Here is a 21,028-nt window from a genome sequence, read left to right as displayed (position 1 = left end):
CTGATTTTTTTTATCACTTTTTAAAGGAGACTTACATGGAAGAACAATTATTCGAAGACTTAACTGATAGACATAAAGAGGATAAAAAAGCGGTCGATCTGTCAGAGCTTTTTTATGATCTGGTCTTTGTCTATGCAATTTCACAGATTTCCCACACCATTCTGTATACAGAAAACGGTGATATTCCTCTGCTAAATTTTATCAAATATTTTATGATGACGCTCGTTTTCTACACAGTCTGGTCTTATCAGACGACTTATACTAATCGTTTCGGGCTGATTCGTGCGAAAGATATATTTTTCCTGCTGTTCAACATGTTCATCGCTATCTTTCTGGCCATCAGCTTAAAAGGTGAGATGAATGCAGTGTTTGACCCTATTAATATTTGTGTAGCCATTCTTTTCTTCAGTACCAGCCTGCAGTTTTTTCTGGCATTAAAAGATAAAATTCTGCCGCATGACCGCTTTGCTGCTAAACTATTCGGTATAAACATGCTTATCAGTGCTGCTCTCGCATTAACCGCTATATTTGTATCAGGTCCACTGATGTATGTTTTCTTTATCGCAGCTATTCTGACAGCCAGTCTGTTACCCATGCCTTTCAGAAAAAGAATTCAGCTGTCAGGTGTGAATGTTCCTCATCTGTCAGAACGTTATTCACTACTTATCATCATTATGTTCGGTGAAGCTATCATAGGACTCACTAAAATCTTTGATATCAAACACCTGCATTTCAGCTATCCTATTTTATTTATGACAATCATCTCACTTTTCGGTGCCTACTGGCTGAAGTCTAACCGATTAATTCAGCAGGAGAACTATTCTTCAGGTTTGACGATGACAATTGCTCATTTTCTGATGATTATCGGTTTAGGGATGCTTAATGCATCACTTGTATTGAATGCAAAAGAACCTGTCGAAGATTCATTTAAGATTCAACTGATGCATGCGGCTTTTGCGTTCTTTTATGCAGGTATGATTCTGACACTTCAGTATTCACATGAGAAGTTCACAAGTGACCGCACGCTCCGCATCATTATTCCCGTTATCCTCATCATCAGCTTTATTATTGCCTATATCACAAGACATATGGCTTACACGCTGACCATCACAGGCGCGGTGACCACTACCCTTATCTTCTTCATTTACTTATATATTTATAAAAAGAAACATCCAGACATACAGAAAGAGGACTAGTGATAGTCCTCTTTTTTGACATTCTCTGTATAGACTTTCTTGATTTTACCCGATTCACTGATTAGAACAGCTGTCATGTTATCGAAGTTACCAGCCCCACTATCAATGTTAAGACTGTTATACTTCTTGCTGTATTCTGCATGTTTGGACTCAGTCGGTGTATGACCAAAAACCTGCAGTTTCTTCATATTCTTCAGTCGTCCGCGATATCTGAGCACACTCCAGCCTGAATTTTCCTTAAACTTACGCAGCCCGAGCCAATTGACACCTGCATGTGTGACATAGACGACATCATCTTCATAATATAACGGCAGACTCTTCATCCATTTAAGATCGTCCCGGTACTTATCTTTAAGGTCATACTGAGAAAGCGTATGACGAAAATTTTCTTTTATGTCTTGTATCGGCACATGTTGCTCAATATACTGAACCATTTCATATTCATGATTTCCTTTTATGCAGATTGTACCTGGATACTTGTGCTGCAGCGTTCTGATGAGCTCCACAACTTTGTGGGAATGTTGCCCTTTATTGATATAGTCTCCGACAAAAATCAATTTCTGATGATCGCTGTCCCAGTATTGAAGCAACCTCTTCAGTGTATAAAAACAGCCATGGACATCACCCACGATAAAATATTCCATTGTCTATCACCCTCTAAAGTAGTGCTTTTATTTTACCACTTAAAGAATGAAAAAAACTATGACTTATTGATTATAAGCTTTTAACTTTTTCAGCAGACGCTTCTTGTCAGCTTTATCCATAAAAAAGGTATAACCTTCTTTTTCAGCAGGCGTTATAATGTAAGCATTCAATCCAGTATAAGACCAGAGCTGCTGCTTAGATAAGCCAGTCTTTTTTATCTCTTTGTTCAGTGCCTCGTTCAGTTCGACTTCATCGACGTTCCAGTTAAAATAGAAATACGTGAAGACGAGTGACAGTAAAATATAAATGAATATCTTCAGCCAGGCATGCTGTGACTGGTAAGAAGGCAGACCAAATAAGAGATATGGGATTATCCACGCACTGACAAATAACCACGGGTGACGTTCAATTTTTTTAATCATCTCCAAGCCTCCTTACCTGCATTATAAATCATTATATTTACATTTAATATAAAGTACTGGATTTTTAAGGAAAGTTTAAGGTTAAAGTCACATATAATCATCAGAAATTCAGGCATCATACCTCAATGAAAAAACGCCCAGTCGCAGAACTTGTGCCTTATATCATATATAAAATATATCCGCCTGAAATCAAGGAAACGCCGAATGCACGTCTCTGGGCAGAAGAGGAACTGAACACCATGGGTTCACTTACTCGCTCTGGGATCTATATGGCTTCAGTAAAGCTATCTCAAGCAGCCTCGGCCATTTCATCTGGCCAGTTGTCTTGATACTGCTCATCCTGTTCTATTTCTATTCACATTATCTGTTCGCAAGTTCAACTGCACATGTCAGCGCTATGTATGCCGCTCTACTTGCTGTTGCGATATCAGCAGGTGCACCGCCACTACTCAGTGCACTTTTACGCGGCTTCTCCAGCAACTTGATGGCATCAACCACACATTACAGCAGCGGGCCTGCCCCTATCCTGTTCTCATCCGGTTACGTTAAGCAGAGTGACTGGTGGAAAATGAACGCATTACTCGCCATTTTCTATATCATCATCTGGGCCGGTCTCGGTTCATTATGGATCAAAATAATAGGTATCTACTAAAAACAGCCTTCATATAAAGGCTGTTTTTTACGGTTGTCGTTAAAACTGGAGAAGACATTACCTTAAAGTTTCCTTAAACATTCCGTAAAAAATACAATTTCTGTTAACTATAAGCTATAGTGACGGTAAAAGCATGAAACAGACAGTATTTCCTGCTGCTCTTTTTCACTCCTTATACTTATCTCATCAAAGCAGAAATGTGATACCAATCGTATTTGATCTTGAGGGAGGATTCTTATGTATAAATTCCTGATAAATTTAGTCTTTGCCATGATACTCGGTCTAATAGTCGGCGTCTTATACCAGCACACCATGTTCGGCTTATTCATTTTCTTTATCACCGCCATACTGTTCGACTTCAACAGCAGATATCAGACTAAAAAGTAAGGCGAGCAAACTATATTTGAAGATTATATCGTACAAGCGTTGGAAGAAGACCGGATGTCAGTACCGTTAGAATTGACTATTAAAAGAAGGGGCTGACCATCAGCTCCTTCTTTTAATCTATATCACCTTCGGGTCAGGGCCGTATTGATTAGCACCTGTATGACCTTTAATAAAGTTCACAATGAACAGACAAAATCCGCCGATACCTAATATAACGCTGAATATGATCATTACGCCGGACTTCTCAAAGTTAAGCGGGAAAAATGATTTATGCTTAACAGCAAAATCAATAAGAGCACTTGCCACTGTAATAACAATCGCAATCCGGCCATCAAGATTGATGTCGTGCAGACGACGACTAGCCTGCGCCATGCCCGGTATCAGTACAACTGACGGAAAAATCGTCTCCATAAAAAAGCTGAAGTGCTCAGCAATATGCAGACGCCAGCCAGTCACCGCATCAATGACCAGCGACAGCATCCCTATCAGGAAGCCAATGATGACATTCGCTAAAATGTTCAGCCAGACCTCACTTCTTCTGGCACGACCTGAGAAATCAAAGCCTTTCATCCAGAATGCAATAACTGCTTCTTTCATTGTCATGCTAATGTTCACTCCTAACTTCAACCGCAATATCTATCGTACCATCCTTCACATGATGCGGGTAGTGCGTGATTTTACCGCCTTGCTGAAAGTGAAGGTTATAGACGACATCATCCACTTTCTCTTCAAATTCACTTTCGAACTCATTGTCCTTTTTATAAGTGAAGCGTTCATACTTACCCGCACTTACTTGTCCTTTATCCAGACGAACGGGCACTACTGTATACTCATGAAATATATCAATCTGACGACTGAAAAGATAGAAATTCATATCCCCTGTCTTCAGCACACCTGCCAGACGACCGAAGTCATCCTTTTTAACAGCAGCAAGCGCAGCTCTTTCAGAACGAAAAGATTTCATCTTCTCATCCATACCGACCTTATTATTACCTCGATCAAGCCAGAGACCCTCCTGATTAATCACTATCACATCTTTATTCGGTATCGTAGAGACGAGCAACCCTGCAGTGCCTTTATCATTCATCGAAACTCTGTCTTCAATCCGGTCACTCTGACTGAATTCACCTACTTTAAAATGATGAACTCCTGCTTTACTCTTTAAATCCCAGGATTTCTGCTGAAACTTATCGCCAACCTGAATGAGATTGAATTTATTCTCGGGAAACGATAATTCGCTGACAGAAGGATTCTTAACTTCAATAAACCCTGTATAAAGATAGTAGGCAGACTTACAGCTAGCATCAAGCATCTCTAGACTATAGTAGTGACCATCCGATAACTTATAGAGGTGCTTCGAATAAGCAGCTGTATAATCAAGATTTCCCACTCCATCAAGCGAACTTTCCATAGCATCATATGCCATAGTATAGTCTTCAAATTCACCAGACACATCAGGTATCTCTTCGATTTTCAAATCAGTGCCTAATACATAATCCCGTGTATCCAGAAAAATAGTAAGTGCTATAAATAATATTAATAGACCCAATAAGACACGTTTCATCGCACAACCCTCATTTCGTATTCAATACCATTAATTACATGATAATTCCAAAAGTTGTTAAAAGTCAAATGGAGGTTGTAGAACCACAAAAAAGCCGCACTAAAAAATGCGACTCATGAATATTATATGATTACAAAATCTTCTTTTAAATCAGAATATTAACGATATTAAACAAGAAATTTGTTACTTCATTCTAAAAGATCATAGTTCTAAAACCGGGACACCGGAGACCTAGAGGATTCCATCGTTTCACTTCATTCTAAAAAATCATAGTTCTAAAACCCACTTGTCCCCGCGCTTTTCAAATTGAGCGTTTCACTTCATTCTAAAAGATCATAGTTCTAAAACAATTGTTTTGACCGGAGAAGTGCTTCCCCAGTTTCACTTCATTCTAAAAGATCATAGTTCTAAAACAAGAGATTAATACACTGAAAGCATTAGGATGTTTCACTTCATTCTAAAAGATCATAGTTCTAAAACAATTGTTAATGACAGTATTCAAGAAGTGGGTTTCACTTCATTCTAAAAGATCATAGTTCTAAAACCCACTAAGCGTAATAGTTGAACTTGCTTCCGTTTCACTTCATTCTAAAAGATCATAGTTCTAAAACAGCGTTTATGACCGTTCATATAGTCATCAGTTTCACTTCATTCTAAAAGATCATAGTTCTAAAACGCATCTTTAGCAGCATCTTCAGCTTGACCAGTTTCACTTCATTCTAAAAGATCATAGTTCTAAAACAAGTACTCACTCTACTATTTCACGGAAGAGGTTTCACTTCATTCTAAAAGATCATAGTTCTAAAACACCACAATTTGTGACGGTCAATCATAATGAGTTTCACTTCATTCTAAAAGATCATAGTTCTAAAACGCTTCACTTGCACAGTGCGCATCTGTTCTTGTTTCACTTCATTCTAAAAGATCATAGTTCTAAAACGTAAGCACTACAATATTCGTCATCCTACCAGTTTCACTTCATTCTAAAAGATCATAGTTCTAAAACTATCTTTTTCGTCTCTTCAGTGAAAAATGTGTTTCACTTCATTCTAAAAGATCATAGTTCTAAAACGTTATTTAAGATGCCTTTTACATAACTCCAGTTTCACTTCATTCTAAAAGATCATAGTTCTAAAACGCATTACTACTATGATATGAGTAAAACAATGTTTCACTTCATTCTAAAAGATCATAGTTCTAAAACTTGTCATTTCATTGTTTGTCATTTTTCATAGTTTCACTTCATTCTAAAAGATCATAGTTCTAAAACGATTAAGTAGCCATTAGCACGCATCCAATCGTTTCACTTCATTCTAAAAGATCATAGTTCTAAAACGTAAGTTTCACGATACCAATGACTTCAAACGTTTCACTTCATTCTAAAAGATCATAGTTCTAAAACGATTGAATGGTATAACTGCTTCACCAAATGTTTCACTTCATTCTAAAAGATCATAGTTCTAAAACTTATAATATCGCCGTCTTCATCAATATCGGGTTTCACTTCATTCTAAAAGATCATAGTTCTAAAACAGTGGATGGCATCAAGTCAATATCCTATATGTTTCACTTCATTCTAAAAGATCATAGTTCTAAAACGTTATGAATGCTTATAACTTTAAATATGCGTTTCACTTCATTCTAAAAGATCATAGTTCTAAAACCAGTTGAGCCGCCAGCAAGCGCTTCACCATGTTTCACTTCATTCTAAAAGATCATAGTTCTAAAACGATAAGTATGTTATGGAGTTAATGTACGAAGTTTCACTTCATTCTAAAAGATCATAGTTCTAAAACAGTTCTTTCTGCAGATCAACGATGACTTTAGTTTCACTTCATTCTAAAAGATCATAGTTCTAAAACGTCGAATGGTGTGACTGAATTTATTCCGGTGTTTCACTTCATTCTAAAAGATCATAGTTCTAAAACATAATTCCGCATCTCTGCTGTTGTCATTAGTTTCACTTCATTCTAAAAGATCATAGTTCTAAAACGGAGTCACACGATGCCAAAGTTAAAGCGATGTTTCACTTCATTCTAAAAGATCATAGTTCTAAAACTGATTATGATTATCATTTTAAGAAGGCCTTGTTTCACTTCATTCTAAAAGATCATAGTTCTAAAACTTTATCTTTAACATGTTTCACGATTGAGATGTTTCACTTCATTCTAAAAGATCATAGTTCTAAAACATATAAGTGATGATGATACCGACTACTGTTGTTTCACTTCATTCTAAAAGATCATAGTTCTAAAACATAACACTCTCAATATAAAGTACATCACTTGTTTCACTTCATTCTAAAAGATCATAGTTCTAAAACGTACATCTTCATCAAATTTCATGATTTTCGGTTTCACTTCATTCTAAAAGATCATAGTTCTAAAACTTAGTTCAAGCATCTTATTCATCACCTCATGTTTCACTTCATTCTAAAAGATCATAGTTCTAAAACCGGACGAGTTACATGCCCGTCAGATAGATAGTTTCACTTCATTCTAAAAGATCATAGTTCTAAAACAGTCTCCGTCGTGTGCATCGTAATCAGGTTGTTTCACTTCATTCTAAAAGATCATAGTTCTAAAACCTCAAATTATGAATTTATCAGCTTTAATACAATCTTTATAATGATAGTGAAGTAGTTTCATAGTTATTTACTATTATACATTATTAGTAAGAATTAATAAATTTGATGTACCTTTCATCTTTAATAAGATGGCTTTGCATAAATTCATTAATAGCTATCTGTTTTATAATTCTTTCATCGACATCATCTTCAGGAAATAGTAATTTAAATTCCTCTCTGACTTCATTAAGGTCAAATAGCGTCATATTTCGTTTGCTCATCGCTAGATTATCCGCTTCCACCATAAAGTAAGGATGATTTGTCACTATTATCGTAGTCATCTGATAGCTTCTAACCATGTTAAGAAAATTCTTCATATCTCTTACACCTAAATTCGCTTCAGGAAATAGTAAGAATAAAATATTTTCTTTCTTCTTATCTTTCATTAAATCAATACATACTTTCCTAGCTTGTACTGCACTTAAATTACTAAAGTTATTATGGACATCTATTTTAAATAATTTTAAAAATTGTTTGAATTGCAATTGTGTTTCATCCAACTCTATTTGATACTGCTCATCATCGATTTTTACCAATGAAGCTAGTCTCCCGATTTCACGTTCAATCTTTTCATAGACTTGTCCTATATCCTCTCTTCCCCTGCAGTCACTCTCGATTCTTTTTAATAAAGCATCTTTCATCTGCTTCTCAGATATCAAATCCAATGTGCCGCAGTTGATGACAATACTATGAAAGGACTTTACATTAACGGTGGAAATATCTTCATCGATAAGTTCACTGAATAAATCATCTCCGTCTTCTTTGGAACAAAGATAATTCAATAAGTTACGAATAAACTCATTGCATTGATACGTATCCTCAAAAGCTATTGTATTAATTTTCTTTTCATTAATATCTATAACTGCTGAAAGATTGCTTGCAATTTTCATAGTTCAATCACCCGATCTGTCCGAAGTCCTATCATTCCTTGAGGTGCTTCTCCAACAAGATAAGTCATGTCACTGAATTGCTTTTCTGTCACAGTTAAGGTCTGAACTGTTCCGTTAAGTGGCACTTCTCTTTTCAGCTTATTCATCTGATGTAATAATGTACTTCTGTTTAAAATCAACTTACTATAAATCGAATACTGAATTCTAACGTATCCTTCATTGGTCAAATATTTAACAAACTGTCTATAAGCGCGTCTTTCCCGTGAAGTATCCACCGGTAAGTCAAACATTACAAAAAGTCTCAAATATTTCGCCTCCATGAATATCCCCTTTAATACTTCCAACTCGGAAATTTAATGTATTTCTCATTCCCAGTTGATAAATATTTAAATACGCTATCAACATAAATTTCAATGGCATTGACTAAATAATACATCTTATTATTTATGACTATTTTTTGATTTAGCACATCTGCAATTTCTCGTTTCTCATCTTTTTCAAACTGGTCATGAATTGTTTTTAATACTTTATGATCAATAATAGGTCGCATAACTTCCATTAAATCAGAAGCAAGATTGTAAAGATTAAACTCATTTCTATGTTTGATTCCTATTTCACTCAAGTATCCTTTGCTGACAATTGTTCTTACAAATACAGCCAGTAGGATTTGATAACCATAATCTAGTGCAGCATTTTTAGCATGTTCAGTATCACGTGTGATTTCATCACTAAAAAAGAGATTGAAATATACTTTGGCTGCATGTCCTTCCCTGTTTGTAAGGTCATCCAGCTGTGTGTCAGCAATATAACTATCAAACATTGTTAAATCAAGCTGTCGGTAATAGTGCTTTAACAATTGTTTTTGATGGCTAATTTTCTTTTGAATGATTAGCTGCCATAGTCTCTTTTTATAGTTTTCCTGCCAGCCTATTTGTTGTTCAATCAGTCTGGATTGACGGTGATGACCGTATACCGCATGAAGAAAAGTCTGTGGTAGATGATTTCTACCACAAACTATTGTCATTATTTTATTTTCAGTAAGAGCATTCATCAAATGTCCGGTAATCGTAATGTTCGGGTTTTCAATAATTAGACATGAAATTTCTCCAATAGGGACTTGTACTATAGAATCTGATTTTACAACAAGGTGATTCATACGCAATGATAGCTTCGACTCCTTAGTGATTACTACTGTACGAAAACTCATTTCATTGACTCCGCTAATTTAAAAAGGGACTTAGGTTTTGTGGATTTAAGACCTGTAATAGATTGATATTGAATTTTCGCGTTTTGCTCCTTACCGAAGAATGTCTTATCTGTTAAACCGTTTATTCTACCACCTAAATAATCAGACCTTCCTGCATTTGCCCCAGTTACTTTAAAGATTTCCTTCATACATTTTTGATAATCATTTAATGTCATTTCAGTCGATTCAAAATAACCCAATATTTTCTCTATCTTCTGCTCTTTATTCTTTTTAGGCAGAAGATGCGGATAAGCTATTATCATTTTTTCAGCTATATTTTTGTAAATCATATTCATTTCTTCAGCTTTTAATTTAGAATAATCACTTAATGAGTTTTTAAGTTGAAGTTGTTCATTAAGTGATAACTCGAATTGTTTGCCATTAATAACTTCCCCACTTGATACAAAATAACTTGGATGTTCATTTAAGTAAATTAAATCCCCTTTATTGACTTCAAATAAATACTTTGCTGTTACAATGTTATATTTAGAATCTCTTTTAGCTAAGTATAATGCTAAATCATGTCGTGATAAGTTTTTATTTTGATAACTTTCAATGACAAATTCATCAATAATACTATATTTTTCTTTAATTTTCCCTTTGTCATTTTTTTCCTTATAAAATATAGCGTGCGACTTAAGTACCTTCACTTCTTTATAAAGAATAAATTGATTTTTGTCTGATTGATATTTAGCGGAATCTACTTTCGGAGAAAATGCTGTCTGTTTATAAAAGGCACTTTCCTGACCGCCTGTTTTCCTGACGTAGTTAAACTTGAAGCAATCAATATCCAACTTAATTTTTGAAATTAAAAGTTCTCCTGGTGATAATTCATATTGTTCTAATGCTCTAAAGAAAAAGAACTCAGTTGCTTTTCTATTTTTATTTAAATCTTCACCCATCGCTTTCCATTTTTCAATGACTTTTTCACGCTTAAAGTTAAAATCAAAAAAATCTGTTTTCGGATATAAAACTCTTCCAGCCTGATAAACAACACCATTTAAATAAGCATCTACTGCATGATGACTGTCATTTAATTCTCGAATCTTAGGAATTTCAAACTTCTTTCTAAAATCACTTACAAAACGTGCTTTCATTGGGATTACTTTAGTATCAGGGTATTCTTCTTTCAAGAAATCTCTTACGTGTGCAGAAATCTGTCTGGTCTCTACAAGCTGTCTTTGTATAAATCCTTCTTTATCCAGTTCAGTTAATGTAGGCTTCATCAGTTTAGAAAGCTTACTACTACTGATAAGACCATTATCATTTAATTTCTTCCAGTAGCTAATCATAGAACTTTTAATATTTTTATTCATCTTTTCAAGAGGTAAGGCATCACCAGATTTATGCTGATTCGCTGTTTTTAACACAAGTACTTTGTTATTAATACTGTCATCTTTCAATAAGCGCTGAGGATATATATGATCTATCTCATATAAATGATTTCCTTTGTCGGCCATCAGTTTGTGAATATCAAGCCGTTGACCAGTATACATACATTTTCCGTTCTGTGAAAGGTATAGCCACAGCTTATCTTCTTTAAAATTGAAATCTGTTTCAGTTGCTTCTTCTATCACGTTTTTATATTCGTCAATTGAATTTAAGCCATTATTTTTTATCGTGTCTTCCCAGATCTGTTTTCTTGATTTCTGTCTCTTACCTTTTTCGCCGTCTTCTGTCGCAAACTCTATAATAATTTCAGAGGGTTCTCCAAATATTGAAACTAATTCTCTGACAATCTCCAGCGTATTCCAAATTCCTTTTTTAAGAGCTGGAGAAGTGGCAAGCGCTGTTACATCGCTATAACTTACCTGCTGATGTTCTGTCTGATTTTCGTCAGCTATAAAGTCTTTGAATCCATAATCTTTATTCGTAAGAATCTCCATAAAGTTTTGATCTGTTCTTCTTAATAAGTCGATAACTGAATGACCTTTATAATCCGTGGTTAAAAGTTTTCCACTTATTCTTCCCCATCCTGAATAATTCAGTTTTTTCAAAGCATCTACTTGCTTTTTCGTAAGCTCAGGATAACTTTTTTCTATTTTTTCAGCTAATATTTTTTTATCCTCAAAAATAGTAATCCACAAAACAAGTTCTTCAATCATTTTATAGTTTTCTTCTACATTACCGATGATTTTATTCATATCCTGATAAGTTGAAAGCTTAGAAGTAAACCTTCCCTCATCTTGTGTACCAAATACATTTAATTTTTCATCAAGTGAATGAAAATAGAGACGGTGTTCTGTTTTTTTCATCTTGTCAAACAGAGTCTTATGCGTCACAGTTTTATTTTTTTTAAATATTTCATTGAATATGTATTTTTTAATGCGTGGATCCAGTCGATATTTTTTGTGTTTTACGGCATTTTCCGGCCGAATCTGTATACCATTCAGTTCATTTAAGACTTCCATTTCTTGATACATCAAACTATTTTTCGGCAATACATCTTCGTTTATTAAGTAGGTGCATTTATTTGTCATTTTCCGGATAAATTTTTCTGCGCTAGCAGAACGGTTAACAACTTTATCGAAATTCCAAGGCGTTATTCTCTCATTATTTTTTCTCACCATCCAACCGAATTTCTGATTATCCGGTTGTTTGACTAGAGGACCTACGTAATAAGGAATTCTAAATTTAATGAGACTTAAAACCTTATCAATCATTTCATCAGTAATTTCCTTATAATACTCCTGCTGATTCTTTAAGATGCGTTCTGCTTCATATAAATTATTCTGCATAGGTATACTTGAATTATCAACAGTATTCAGAACTCTTAAGAGCTTATCTTCTTCGAGTAATTGTCCATAAGGATGAGCGTCATCTATATGTTTTTTTAACTCTTTTTTCAATTCATCATATTTAGTCTTCGGATGTTCTAAATATCTATCAAACAAACATAATTTTTTGTAATTTTCGTCATTTGGTAATTCTTTATATTTCTTTAGTGCTTTCTTAGAAGACACAAAAATATCAGTAAACAATTCCCTAGTCTTATCTTTCTTGTAAATCATATCTTTAACATTTGTCAGTTCTTCTTTGAATCTATTGTAATCATTGACTTTAGATTCTGAAATACATGTCGCATTCTTTAAAATCTGTTCCAGAATCAACGACATATAGACTTTATTACCAAGTTCAATAAAATCACGTTGTTCCTGAATTAACTGTTCACTCAATGAAGCTGCATAATCATCTGATAATGTATAAGATTTCTTTTCTTCTTTTAATTCTTGATAATTATCCATTCCGACGAATAAATCGAATTCTTTAAATTTCATACCTAATAACATTTTAAAGACTTCTGTCAAAGGTTTATGTAATTTATTAAGTTGCTTCGATCGATCATTACGTGTTAAATCATCTTGTTTCAATATGTTATAAACTTTTTGGAGTTCAGAGTCATCAATCTTTAAGTTTAGTTCATTCAATATTTCGAAACTCTCAATTAAATCTCTTAAATCATTCACTCCTTCATTACCTGTTCTCTGACTTAAATCCAGTTGATCGAATAAGAAGTGACCACGATATTTCACAAGATGATATAAAGCAATATGTATTAATTCAGGGGCAAACTTCTTCTTTTCATTCAAAAGAGCATGTTGTAAATGATAGATTGTCGGGTATTCTTTTGTATTAATATTTAAATAATTCAGTACTTCTGTTAAAGATTCACCTTGAAAATCTTGATTGCTATTTTTCCATAGCGAAATCTGTTCATATTTATAGAAGTCAGGATTCTTTACAAGAGGAGCCATAATTTCCTGAAGTAAACCTAGGCGCTTTATTCGACGATTGTATCTTCTTCTCGCACCCCTTTGAAGACGTTTTTCCATTGCAGTGTTAGCAGCTTCAAAAGTAAGAACTCCGATTGCATTTTTGCCATGATATTTTAGTATATTAAATTCTTTATCCATCGCTGAGTATCCTACACTAGCCACTCCGATATCCAGACTTAGAATATAAGAAGAATTTCCTTTTTTCATTAAATCCACTCCTTTGTTTAATAATGTAAATATATCATTTCTAAAATAATTTGCGTATTAGTTTTTATAAAATTTAGATTTTTAATTATCATACTAGTTTTTTCAGTAATATTTGATATAATATTTTTAGAAGCATTCGCTTCATTCTAAAAGATCATAGATAAGTTAAAATAAGCTTTAAGCGTAAAAGTGGTATTCATACCAACACCTCACTGTGTCAGTGAGGTTTTTTTGTATACAAAAAACCACTTTCCAGATTCAATCTGAAAAGTGGTTAAATTTCTATCCTTACATCATGCCTGGCATGCCGCCCATTCCCATTTCTCCACCTGCTGGTGTTTCTTCCGGGATGTCTGCGACAACTGCTTCTGTCGTTAAGAACATCGCTGCAACTGAGGCTGCGTTCTGTAATGCTGAACGTGTGACTTTTGTCGGATCCACGATTCCTGCTTCAATCATGTTGACCCATTCATCTGTAGCTGCATTGTAACCGACGCCTGTTTCTGCATGCTTGATTTTTTCAACGATGACTGATCCTTCAAGTCCTGCGTTTTCAGCGATCTGACGGATTGGTGCTTCAAGTGCTTTCAAGACGATTTTGACACCTGTTGCGACGTCACCTGTCGCTTCGACTGCTGCGACTTTGTTGTAGATAGAAACAAGTGCTGTTCCCCCACCTGCAACGATACCTTCTTCTACTGCTGCACGTGTAGAGTTCAATGCGTCTTCGATACGAAGTTTACGTTCTTTAAGCTCTGTTTCTGTAGCGGCACCGACTTTAATGACAGCGACTCCGCCAGATAATTTCGCTAAACGTTCTTGTAATTTTTCTTTATCGAATTCTGATGTTGTTTCTTCAATCTGCGCTTTTAATTGAGAGACACGTGCTGAGATGTTGTTCACATCGCCTTTACCTTCTACGATTGTTGTATCATCTTTTGTCACGTGTACTTTTGCTGCCTGTCCGAGCATATCGACTGTTGTTTCTTTCAGCTCTAAGCCTAAGTCGTCTGTGATGACTTGTCCGCCTGTCAGAATCGCCAGGTCTTCAAGCATCGCTTTACGACGGTCGCCGAAGCCCGGTGCTTTAACTGCAACGGCTGTGAATGTACCGCGTAAACGGTTTAAGACGATGTTTGTCAGTGCATCACCTTCTACGTCTTCTGCAACGATTAAGATTGGACGTGATGTTTGTACAACCTGCTCAAGTAATGGCAGTAAGTCCTGGAATGATGAGATTTTTTTGTCTGTGATTAAGATAAATGGACTTTCAAGGTCAGCAACCATTTTATCTGAATCTGTCACCATGTATGGTGAAGCATATCCACGGTCAAACTGCATCCCTTCTACCACTTCAAGTTCTGTTTTGAAGCCTTTAGATTCTTCGATTGTGATGACACCGTCGTTACCGACTTTCTCCATCGCTTCTGAGATGAACTGACCGATTTCTTCGTCAGCTGCTGAGATCGCGCCGACTTGTGCGATCTCTTCTTTGCTTGAGACTTCTTTAGAGATTGAAGCAAGTTCTTCTAATGCGACTGCAACTGCTTTATCGATTCCTTGACGGATGCCGACAGGGTTCGCACCACTTGTGACGTTTTTCAGGCCTTCCTGAATCATTGCCTGTGCAAGTACTGTTGCTGTTGTTGTACCGTCACCAGCGATTTCATTTGTTTTATTCGCCACTTCTGCGACGAGTTTAGCACCCATGTTTTCATATGGATCTTCTAATTCAATTTCTTTTGCGATTGTCACACCATCATTTGTGATGAGGGGTGCTACGAATTTTTTATCGAGTACGACATTGCGACCTTTTGGCCCAAGCGTTACTTTAACTGCATTGGCAAGTTTGTCAACACCTTCAAGCATTGAGCGTCTTGCATCTTCAGAGAATTTAATTTCTTTAGCCATGTGTGAATACCTCCATTTTTTATCGCTTGATTTTTATTCAACTACTGCTAATACATCGTCTTCAGAAAGCACTAAATATTTAGCTTCGCCGACTTTCACTTCAGAACCACCGAACGGTGAATAGATGATTTTATCTCCGACTTTCACTTGCATTTCAGCGCGTGCGCCGTTATCAAGTAAGCGGCCAGGTCCTACCGCAGCAACGATACCTTCATTTGATTTTTCTTTTGCTGAATCTGTTAAGATGATACCACTTGCTGTCTTCTGTTCCTGTTCTTTGACTTCTAAAATCACGTTGTTCCCTAATGGTCTTAACATGTGAAATCCTCCTTAGTGGAATGTATAAGCACTCTTATCGTTCAAGTGCTAATATACTTTAATATTAATCAAAGAAGGTCAAGATTGCAATTGATTTGCTGTATAAAATTTTTACTAACATCATTTTTACTGTACAATGAAAATATATTGAATTGAAGGAGTTAGCTATGAAATTAAGTCGTCTCTGGGCAGATATTTTGATTGTCCTTATCTACGGGGGAGCTCAAATCTCTTCTCTTATCCCTGCTATTATTTACGCCAACCAGAATCTTTCAGCTTCTGAAATGATGATGAAGGTGATTCCATATATGATTGGAGCTTTTATTCTCGCAAGTGTTCTCGTGTATTTCATCAATAGAAGCATCACGAATGAAACACATCTGGAACGTCTGCCTAAAGAGCGATGGCTGTATACAGTCATTTGGATTATCGCCGGATTCTTTATGGCGCTAGTGGCGCAGGCTATCATGAATATGATTAATATCTACGTGCTGCATCAGCCTGCTGAAAGTCAGAATACGACAGACATCATGGCAGTCGCAAAACAGAATCCGCTCTTTATTATCATTATTTCACTAGCCGGTCCGTTCCTGGAGGAATTCGTCTTCCGTAAAGTCATTTTCGGCGAATTATATGAATTCATCCGTTTACCACGCTGGGCAGCATTCCTGATCGCTGGCACACTGAGCGGTTTGATTTTTGCTGCTGCACACATGGATTTCGACCATACACTCATTTATCTGGGTATGGCATTTGTTTTTGCAGGACTTTATGCAGCCACTCGCCGCATTATCGTACCGATTCTTGCCCATATGATGATGAACTCTTTTGTCGTCATCATGCAGTTTACAATGGGTGATAAAATAGAAGAAGCTGCCAAACAGATGAAGAGTACCACACAGTTCATCTGGCATCTCTTAATATAAAAGTGTCGCAGTTCAGTTAAAAACTGCGACACTTTTTATGTTTCTAATAGTTTCAATATATCCATTTTTCTATTCACTTCACGCTTCGTTTCATCCTGATTCTGCATACCTTGCTGATACTTCGACAGCTCCCAGACCAGCATTTTGACAGTATTGACTAATAAGAAGAGACTAAATTCCGTTGTATAGTCCGTTTGATTCATTTCATAGGGCATCATCTGATGGAATGCGTCGCGGTAATAATTGATTTCTTCTATAGTCGCAAAATCCTGCAGCAGCATTGTGATATCACGGACAGGGGATGATAGAGCTGCTCGCTCCCAGTCAATCAGCTGAATATGAGAGCGGTCAAAAATATTGCCCCGGTGAAGATCGCCATGTGTCAGCACAAGCGGTAACTTCAGCTGGTAGTGCTTGACCTGCATCTCGTCATAGTAACGATCAATTGTTGTCATCAGATCGATATTCAGTTCATCACAAAGATCACGCAACCACGTGCGTTCTATCTCATCAAGAGGATAGACAGGCACTTCTACCGGCGCACGCTGTATACGGATGAGTTTTTGTATGATCCGCTTCGTCTGTTCTTCTGTCAGGTGCCGGCCCGCCAGAGATTCACCTAAATCTTTCATGACCATGACATCATTATCCAGATAGACGACGGGTAGTTCAATCGAGTCGCCCAGCTTTCGATAGATATCTGCTTCTGTCTTATCAATCAGCTTAATCACCAGATGACCTGCACGGTATAACTGGTGAGTTCGCTGGTCAAGTGGTTTAAAGTCTTCCAGTTTCAGCTGAAACTGATGGGCGACTGTTAGTAACGCTTGACGCCCCATAAACGTTCCTCACAGCGCTCAATAATGGTGCGCAGTGCCTTGATGCGTGCAGCTTTCTTGTTGTTAGCGGGTACAATAACCCACGGCGCATTCTCTTTAGATGTCTTTTTGATCATGTCTTCACTTGCTTCGAGATAGATGTCCCATTTTTCGCGGTTACGCCAGTCTTCATCTGTAATCTTCCATTGTTTCTCCGGTGTATTCTGACGTTCTTCAAAACGCGTCAGCTGCTCTTCTTTGTCAAGAACGAGGAAGAACTTGATGACGATAGCCCCTTCAAGCGTCAGGCTCTTCTCGAAATTATTGATTTCTTCGTATGCACGTTGCCATTCTTCCGTAGAGGCGAATCCTTCTACACGCTCGACGAGTACGCGACCGTACCAGCTGCGGTCAAAGATTTCGATATGACCGGTTCTCGGAATCTGTGTAGCGAAACGCCATAAGTAGTGATAGCTCAGCTCTGTTTCTGTAGGGGCAGAAATAGCGTTGACTTCATAACCTGTCGGATCCAGGCTCTCACGGACACGCTTGATATTACCGCCTTTACCCGCTGCATCCATCCCTTCATAGACTAAAATCATCGGAATTTTACGTTCATAGAGTGCATACTGCAGTTCACGCATTCGTTGCTGCAGCTCCGGCAGCAGCTCTTTGTAATCATCTTTCGACATTTCATCTTCTGTATCTTCGAATAAGTCTGTTTCAAAATGATCTGTGAATTTGCCATCTACTTCTTTTTTGTCTTCTTTTTTCTTTTTATCTTTCAGCGCTTGTTCCAGTTCCTTGATGATGGTCTCATACATATCATTAACAGCCTGGCCACGCTCTGTATAGTTGATGGTATGCCATGGTGCAATATCCTTTGTTTCTTTCATCAGCACATCCATCTCATCAAGATAAATATCTGCCGGAATTGCTTTCTCAAACTCCTGTGCTTTCCAGCGTGTCAGCGGGTTCTCTTTTGTCTGCTGAATATGTTCCTGACGTTTCTTCTCATCTACGACCACATTGAATTTAATGATGCGGTAGCCATCATCAAGAAGCATCTTCTCGAACCCTTTGATTTCACTTAACAGAACATGATGGTCCTTAAAGATTTCCGGTTTCAGGTTATGGTGCTTGTAATCAATTAGATTCGCATACCAGCTACGGAAGTATAACGTTAAATCACCGTGCTTCGGTAAGTTCTTCCAGTAAGGAAATAAGAACGGCATTCTTAAGTCTTTTTCTGAAGGTGTCTTTGTAGCGTAAAAATGCGTATACTTCGCATCAAGCGCTAGTAACAGTTCATTGGACAGTCTTGATTTACCTGCTGCTGCCACCCCTTCAAATATAACCATGACTGGTATTTTGGCTTCATGAGTCTGTCTGACGAGTTCTGCTACTTTCAGTTCTAATGTTTCATCGATTTTAGTCATCTGTTTCTCCTCCTCTTCATTACAATGTCTGTTCCCTCTTTCAAAACGCTTCATGTATCTTAATTTGACAGAATATTGTAATATTAAATTAAGCATACCTAAGGAGGATACATATGACAACTACATTTAAAGACTTTGAATATCAGCGCCCTGATTTAAATGCAGCAAGAGAGAAAGCCGATCAGCTGTTAAATCAGTTTAAACATGCAGCAAGTGCTGAAGACCAGATCCAGCTGATTGATGAGCTTAATCACATCAGACGTGAGATTGACACTTATTCAAATATAGCCTATATCCGTGCATCTATCGATACCAATGATGCTTTTTATTCTGATGAAAGAGATTATTTTGATGCGAATGGTGCTAAGATCGTCGCACTGGAAGCTGCTTACTTTGAAGCACTTCTAAATAGTCAGTTCCGAGAAGAGTTAGAGGCTCACTATGGTCAGCAGCTCTTTGATCTGGCTGCAAACGTCGTCAATTCTTACTCAGAAGAAGTCGAAGAACTGATCAATCAGGAAAATAAACTGAGCAGTGACTATTCAAAACTGATTGCCAGTGCACTGATTGAGTTCGACGGTCAGGAACTGACACTCACGCAGATGTCGCCTTACACACAGTCACCAGACCGTGAAACCCGTATCGAAGCAACAAAAGCCGTCCAGTCATTTATGGGCAAACATTTAGCTGATTTTGATGAGCTTTATGATCAGCTGGTAAAAGTACGCCACGACATTGCAGTGAAACTAGGTTTTGATAATTTTATAGAGCTCGGCTATATGCGTATGCAGCGTATCGACTACAATCAGGAGATGGTACGTGATTACCGTCGTTCAGTAGAAGAGTTTGTCGTGCCTGTTGCGACAAAACTCTATCAGCAGCAGGCGGAACGGATTGGCGTTGACAAACTGAACTTCTATGATGAATCTGTCATGTTCTTAAATGGTAACGAAAATCCTAAAGATGATGCTGAAGTCATTCTGGAAAATGGCCGCAAAATGTACAGTGAACTGAGCCCTGAAACAGATGAATTCTATCAATATATGATGGAACACGAACTGTTCGATGTTCTTGCTAAAAAAGGCAAGGAAGCAGGCGGTTACTGTACTTATATCGACCGCTGCCGTGCACCGTTCATCTTTGCAAACTTCAATACGACAGACCATGATATCACGGTACTGACTCATGAAGCAGGACATGCGTTTCAGGTTTATTCTTCACGAGATTTAACAGTGCCGGACTACTTATGGCCGACACATGAAGCCTGTGAAATTCATTCGATGAGCATGGAGTTCTTCACTTACCCTTGGATGGACCTATTCTTCCAGAATGCGGATAAATTTAAATATAAACATTTAACGGATGCCATTCAGTTCTTACCATACGGCGTCGCTGTGGATGAATTCCAGCATGGTGTCTATGAAAATCCTGAGATGACACCAGCCGAAAGAAAATCACTCTGGAAAACCATCGAGGAAAAATATCTGCCGCATCGTGATTATGACGGTATCATGCCGCTTGCTGAAGGTTCACTCTGGCATCGCCAAAATCATATCTTCAGTTCACCGTTCTATTATATCGACTACACACTTGCACAAGTGTGTGCGTTCCAGTTCTTCAAACGCAGCCGTGAGGACTTTGCTTCTGCCTGGCAGGATTATCTGCACTTATGCCAGCTGGGTGGCTCTCTGCCATTTAATACGCTGGTTAAAGAAGCCCATCTTGCGTCACCATTTGGTACAGGTACACTGAAAGATATTATGATCTACCTTGAGAACTATATCGATCAGATTGATGCTTCAAAATTCTAAGTTAAAAGAGTCTGGGACATAAATAGTTCTGGGTAGTAAAAAAAGACGAAGAAAATGTGATTTCAACATTTTTTTCGTCTTTTTATGATTTTTACAGATAATCTGACCGCCTACGGCAGCCATTTTTCTTATATTTACTGCCATTAAGGCGATACCAATTTCTTTTTTTACTTTGGCAGTTCCTCGAACTGACA

The 21,028-nt window shown here is 37.1% G+C and carries 16 protein-coding genes, 2 pseudogenes and 1 CRISPR repeat array; of the genes and pseudogenes, 5 read left to right on the top strand and 13 right to left on the bottom strand.

What is annotated here, in order from left to right:
• Positions 1 to 35: 35 nt before the first annotated feature.
• On the top strand, positions 36 to 1,196 hold the full coding sequence (locus tag ERX27_RS03660) for a low temperature requirement protein A (RefSeq protein ID WP_133431484.1): 1,161 nt from the start codon (positions 36 to 38) through the stop codon (positions 1,194 to 1,196).
• Here ERX27_RS03660 and ERX27_RS03655 read toward each other — a convergent pair.
• Positions 1,193 to 1,840 (bottom strand): metallophosphoesterase family protein, encoded by a 648-nt coding sequence (locus ERX27_RS03655; RefSeq protein ID WP_133431483.1) that lies wholly within the window; start codon positions 1,838 to 1,840, stop codon positions 1,193 to 1,195. The two genes, ERX27_RS03660 and ERX27_RS03655, sit on opposite strands and share 4 nt — an antisense overlap.
• Positions 1,841 to 1,903: 63 nt before the next feature.
• Positions 1,904 to 2,263 (bottom strand): hypothetical protein, encoded by a 360-nt coding sequence (locus ERX27_RS03650; RefSeq protein ID WP_133431482.1) that lies wholly within the window; start codon positions 2,261 to 2,263, stop codon positions 1,904 to 1,906.
• A 149-nt stretch (positions 2,264 to 2,412) separates the two neighbouring features.
• Here ERX27_RS03650 and ERX27_RS03645 point away from each other — a divergent pair.
• Positions 2,413 to 2,915: pseudogene (locus ERX27_RS03645) on the top strand (anion permease); the annotation flags it as partial.
• A gap of 237 nt (positions 2,916 to 3,152) precedes the next feature.
• Positions 3,153 to 3,302, top strand: a complete 150-nt coding sequence (locus ERX27_RS11365; RefSeq protein WP_165983074.1) for a hypothetical protein — start codon at positions 3,153 to 3,155, stop codon at positions 3,300 to 3,302.
• Positions 3,303 to 3,419: 117 nt separating this feature from the next.
• On the opposite strand, the gene ERX27_RS03640 is transcribed toward ERX27_RS11365, so the two are convergent.
• The 8 genes from ERX27_RS03640 to groES form a co-directional block, all read right to left on the bottom strand.
• Positions 3,420 to 3,905, bottom strand: coding sequence for a DUF805 domain-containing protein (locus ERX27_RS03640; protein WP_133431481.1), 486 nt, complete (start codon positions 3,903 to 3,905; stop codon positions 3,420 to 3,422).
• 1 nt (position 3,906) lies between these two features.
• A complete protein-coding gene (locus ERX27_RS03635; protein ID WP_133431480.1) occupies positions 3,907 to 4,866 on the bottom strand; it encodes a hypothetical protein in 960 nt (319 codons plus the stop codon).
• A 180-nt stretch (positions 4,867 to 5,046) separates the two neighbouring features.
• Positions 5,047 to 7,453: direct repeats of the CRISPR family, unit length 36 nt; unit sequence GTTTCACTTCATTCTAAAAGATCATAGTTCTAAAAC.
• Between the two features lie 83 nt (positions 7,454 to 7,536).
• A complete protein-coding gene (locus tag ERX27_RS03630; protein ID WP_133431479.1) occupies positions 7,537 to 8,382 on the bottom strand; it encodes a hypothetical protein in 846 nt (281 codons plus the stop codon).
• Positions 8,379 to 8,687 carry a CRISPR-associated endonuclease Cas2 gene (gene cas2 / locus ERX27_RS03625; RefSeq protein ID WP_133431478.1) on the bottom strand — a complete coding sequence of 103 codons (309 nt, stop codon included), beginning with the start codon at positions 8,685 to 8,687 and terminating at the stop codon, positions 8,379 to 8,381. Before cas2 ends, ERX27_RS03630 begins: the two co-directional genes overlap by 4 nt.
• Positions 8,688 to 8,713: 26 nt before the next feature.
• Entirely contained in the window at positions 8,714 to 9,589 is an 876-nt protein-coding gene (gene cas1, locus ERX27_RS03620; RefSeq protein ID WP_133431477.1) for a type II CRISPR-associated endonuclease Cas1, read from the bottom strand.
• Positions 9,586 to 13,611, bottom strand: a complete 4,026-nt coding sequence (gene cas9, locus ERX27_RS03615; protein WP_133431476.1) for a type II CRISPR RNA-guided endonuclease Cas9 — start codon at positions 13,609 to 13,611, stop codon at positions 9,586 to 9,588. The genes cas1 and cas9 overlap by 4 nt, the downstream gene beginning before the upstream one ends.
• A gap of 288 nt (positions 13,612 to 13,899) precedes the next feature.
• Positions 13,900 to 15,522, bottom strand: a complete 1,623-nt coding sequence (gene groL / locus ERX27_RS03610; RefSeq protein ID WP_133431475.1) for a chaperonin GroEL — start codon at positions 15,520 to 15,522, stop codon at positions 13,900 to 13,902.
• A gap of 33 nt (positions 15,523 to 15,555) precedes the next feature.
• On the bottom strand, positions 15,556 to 15,840 hold the full coding sequence (groES, locus tag ERX27_RS03605) for a co-chaperone GroES (protein ID WP_133431474.1): 285 nt from the start codon (positions 15,838 to 15,840) through the stop codon (positions 15,556 to 15,558).
• A gap of 167 nt (positions 15,841 to 16,007) precedes the next feature.
• Between groES and mroQ the strand changes: the two genes are divergently transcribed.
• Positions 16,008 to 16,766: an intramembrane glutamic endopeptidase MroQ gene (gene mroQ, locus ERX27_RS03600; protein WP_133431473.1), complete on the top strand. Its 759-nt coding sequence runs from the start codon at positions 16,008 to 16,010 to the stop codon at positions 16,764 to 16,766.
• 35 nt (positions 16,767 to 16,801) lie between these two features.
• On the opposite strand, the gene ERX27_RS03595 is transcribed toward mroQ, so the two are convergent.
• The gene (locus ERX27_RS03595) at positions 16,802 to 17,605 is read right to left on the bottom strand and encodes a phosphotransferase family protein (protein ID WP_133431472.1); all 804 of its coding nucleotides are present in this window, start codon (positions 17,603 to 17,605) and stop codon (positions 16,802 to 16,804) included.
• Complete coding sequence (locus ERX27_RS03590; protein ID WP_133431471.1) at positions 17,584 to 19,023, bottom strand: phosphate--AMP phosphotransferase; 1,440 nt, start codon at positions 19,021 to 19,023, stop codon at positions 17,584 to 17,586. The genes ERX27_RS03595 and ERX27_RS03590 overlap by 22 nt, the downstream gene beginning before the upstream one ends.
• A gap of 113 nt (positions 19,024 to 19,136) precedes the next feature.
• On the opposite strand from ERX27_RS03590, the gene ERX27_RS03585 reads away from it, so the two are divergent.
• Complete coding sequence (locus tag ERX27_RS03585) at positions 19,137 to 20,834, top strand: M3 family oligoendopeptidase (RefSeq protein ID WP_133431470.1); 1,698 nt, start codon at positions 19,137 to 19,139, stop codon at positions 20,832 to 20,834.
• Here ERX27_RS03585 and ERX27_RS11465 read toward each other — a convergent pair.
• A pseudogene (locus ERX27_RS11465) lies at positions 20,823 to 21,028 on the bottom strand (IS5/IS1182 family transposase); the annotation flags it as partial. The gene ERX27_RS03585 and the pseudogene ERX27_RS11465 sit on opposite strands and share 12 nt — an antisense overlap.

The sequence above is a fragment of the Macrococcus brunensis genome, from assembly GCF_004359615.1.
In the GTDB taxonomy this organism is placed as follows: domain Bacteria; phylum Bacillota; class Bacilli; order Staphylococcales; family Staphylococcaceae; genus Macrococcus; species Macrococcus brunensis.
The sequence above is the reverse complement of the archived record's forward strand: the minus strand, read 5'-3'. Positions and strand labels throughout refer to the sequence as shown.

Excerpts from the sequence above, each read along its gene's own strand:
- ERX27_RS03650 (WP_133431482.1), bottom strand. The coding sequence starts at position 2,263 with ATGATTAAAAAAATTGAACGTCACCCGTGGTTATTTGTCAGTGCGTGG.
- ERX27_RS03595 (WP_133431472.1), bottom strand. The coding sequence starts at position 17,605 with ATGGGGCGTCAAGCGTTACTAACAGTCGCCCATCAGTTTCAGCTGAAA.
- ERX27_RS03630 (WP_133431479.1), bottom strand. The coding sequence starts at position 8,382 with ATGAAAATTGCAAGCAATCTTTCAGCAGTTATAGATATTAATGAAAAG.
- ERX27_RS03590 (WP_133431471.1), bottom strand. The coding sequence starts at position 19,023 with ATGACTAAAATCGATGAAACATTAGAACTGAAAGTAGCAGAACTCGTC.
- groL (WP_133431475.1), bottom strand. The coding sequence starts at position 15,522 with ATGGCTAAAGAAATTAAATTCTCTGAAGATGCAAGACGCTCAATGCTT.
- groES (WP_133431474.1), bottom strand. The coding sequence starts at position 15,840 with ATGTTAAGACCATTAGGGAACAACGTGATTTTAGAAGTCAAAGAACAG.
- cas9 (WP_133431476.1), bottom strand. The coding sequence starts at position 13,611 with ATGAAAAAAGGAAATTCTTCTTATATTCTAAGTCTGGATATCGGAGTG.
- cas1 (WP_133431477.1), bottom strand. The coding sequence starts at position 9,589 with ATGAGTTTTCGTACAGTAGTAATCACTAAGGAGTCGAAGCTATCATTG.
- ERX27_RS03660 (WP_133431484.1), top strand. The coding sequence starts at position 36 with ATGGAAGAACAATTATTCGAAGACTTAACTGATAGACATAAAGAGGAT.
- ERX27_RS03655 (WP_133431483.1), bottom strand. The coding sequence starts at position 1,840 with ATGGAATATTTTATCGTGGGTGATGTCCATGGCTGTTTTTATACACTG.
- mroQ (WP_133431473.1), top strand. The coding sequence starts at position 16,008 with ATGAAATTAAGTCGTCTCTGGGCAGATATTTTGATTGTCCTTATCTAC.
- ERX27_RS03640 (WP_133431481.1), bottom strand. The coding sequence starts at position 3,905 with ATGACAATGAAAGAAGCAGTTATTGCATTCTGGATGAAAGGCTTTGAT.
- ERX27_RS03635 (WP_133431480.1), bottom strand. The coding sequence starts at position 4,866 with ATGAAACGTGTCTTATTGGGTCTATTAATATTATTTATAGCACTTACT.
- ERX27_RS03585 (WP_133431470.1), top strand. The coding sequence starts at position 19,137 with ATGACAACTACATTTAAAGACTTTGAATATCAGCGCCCTGATTTAAAT.
- ERX27_RS11365 (WP_165983074.1), top strand. The coding sequence starts at position 3,153 with ATGTATAAATTCCTGATAAATTTAGTCTTTGCCATGATACTCGGTCTA.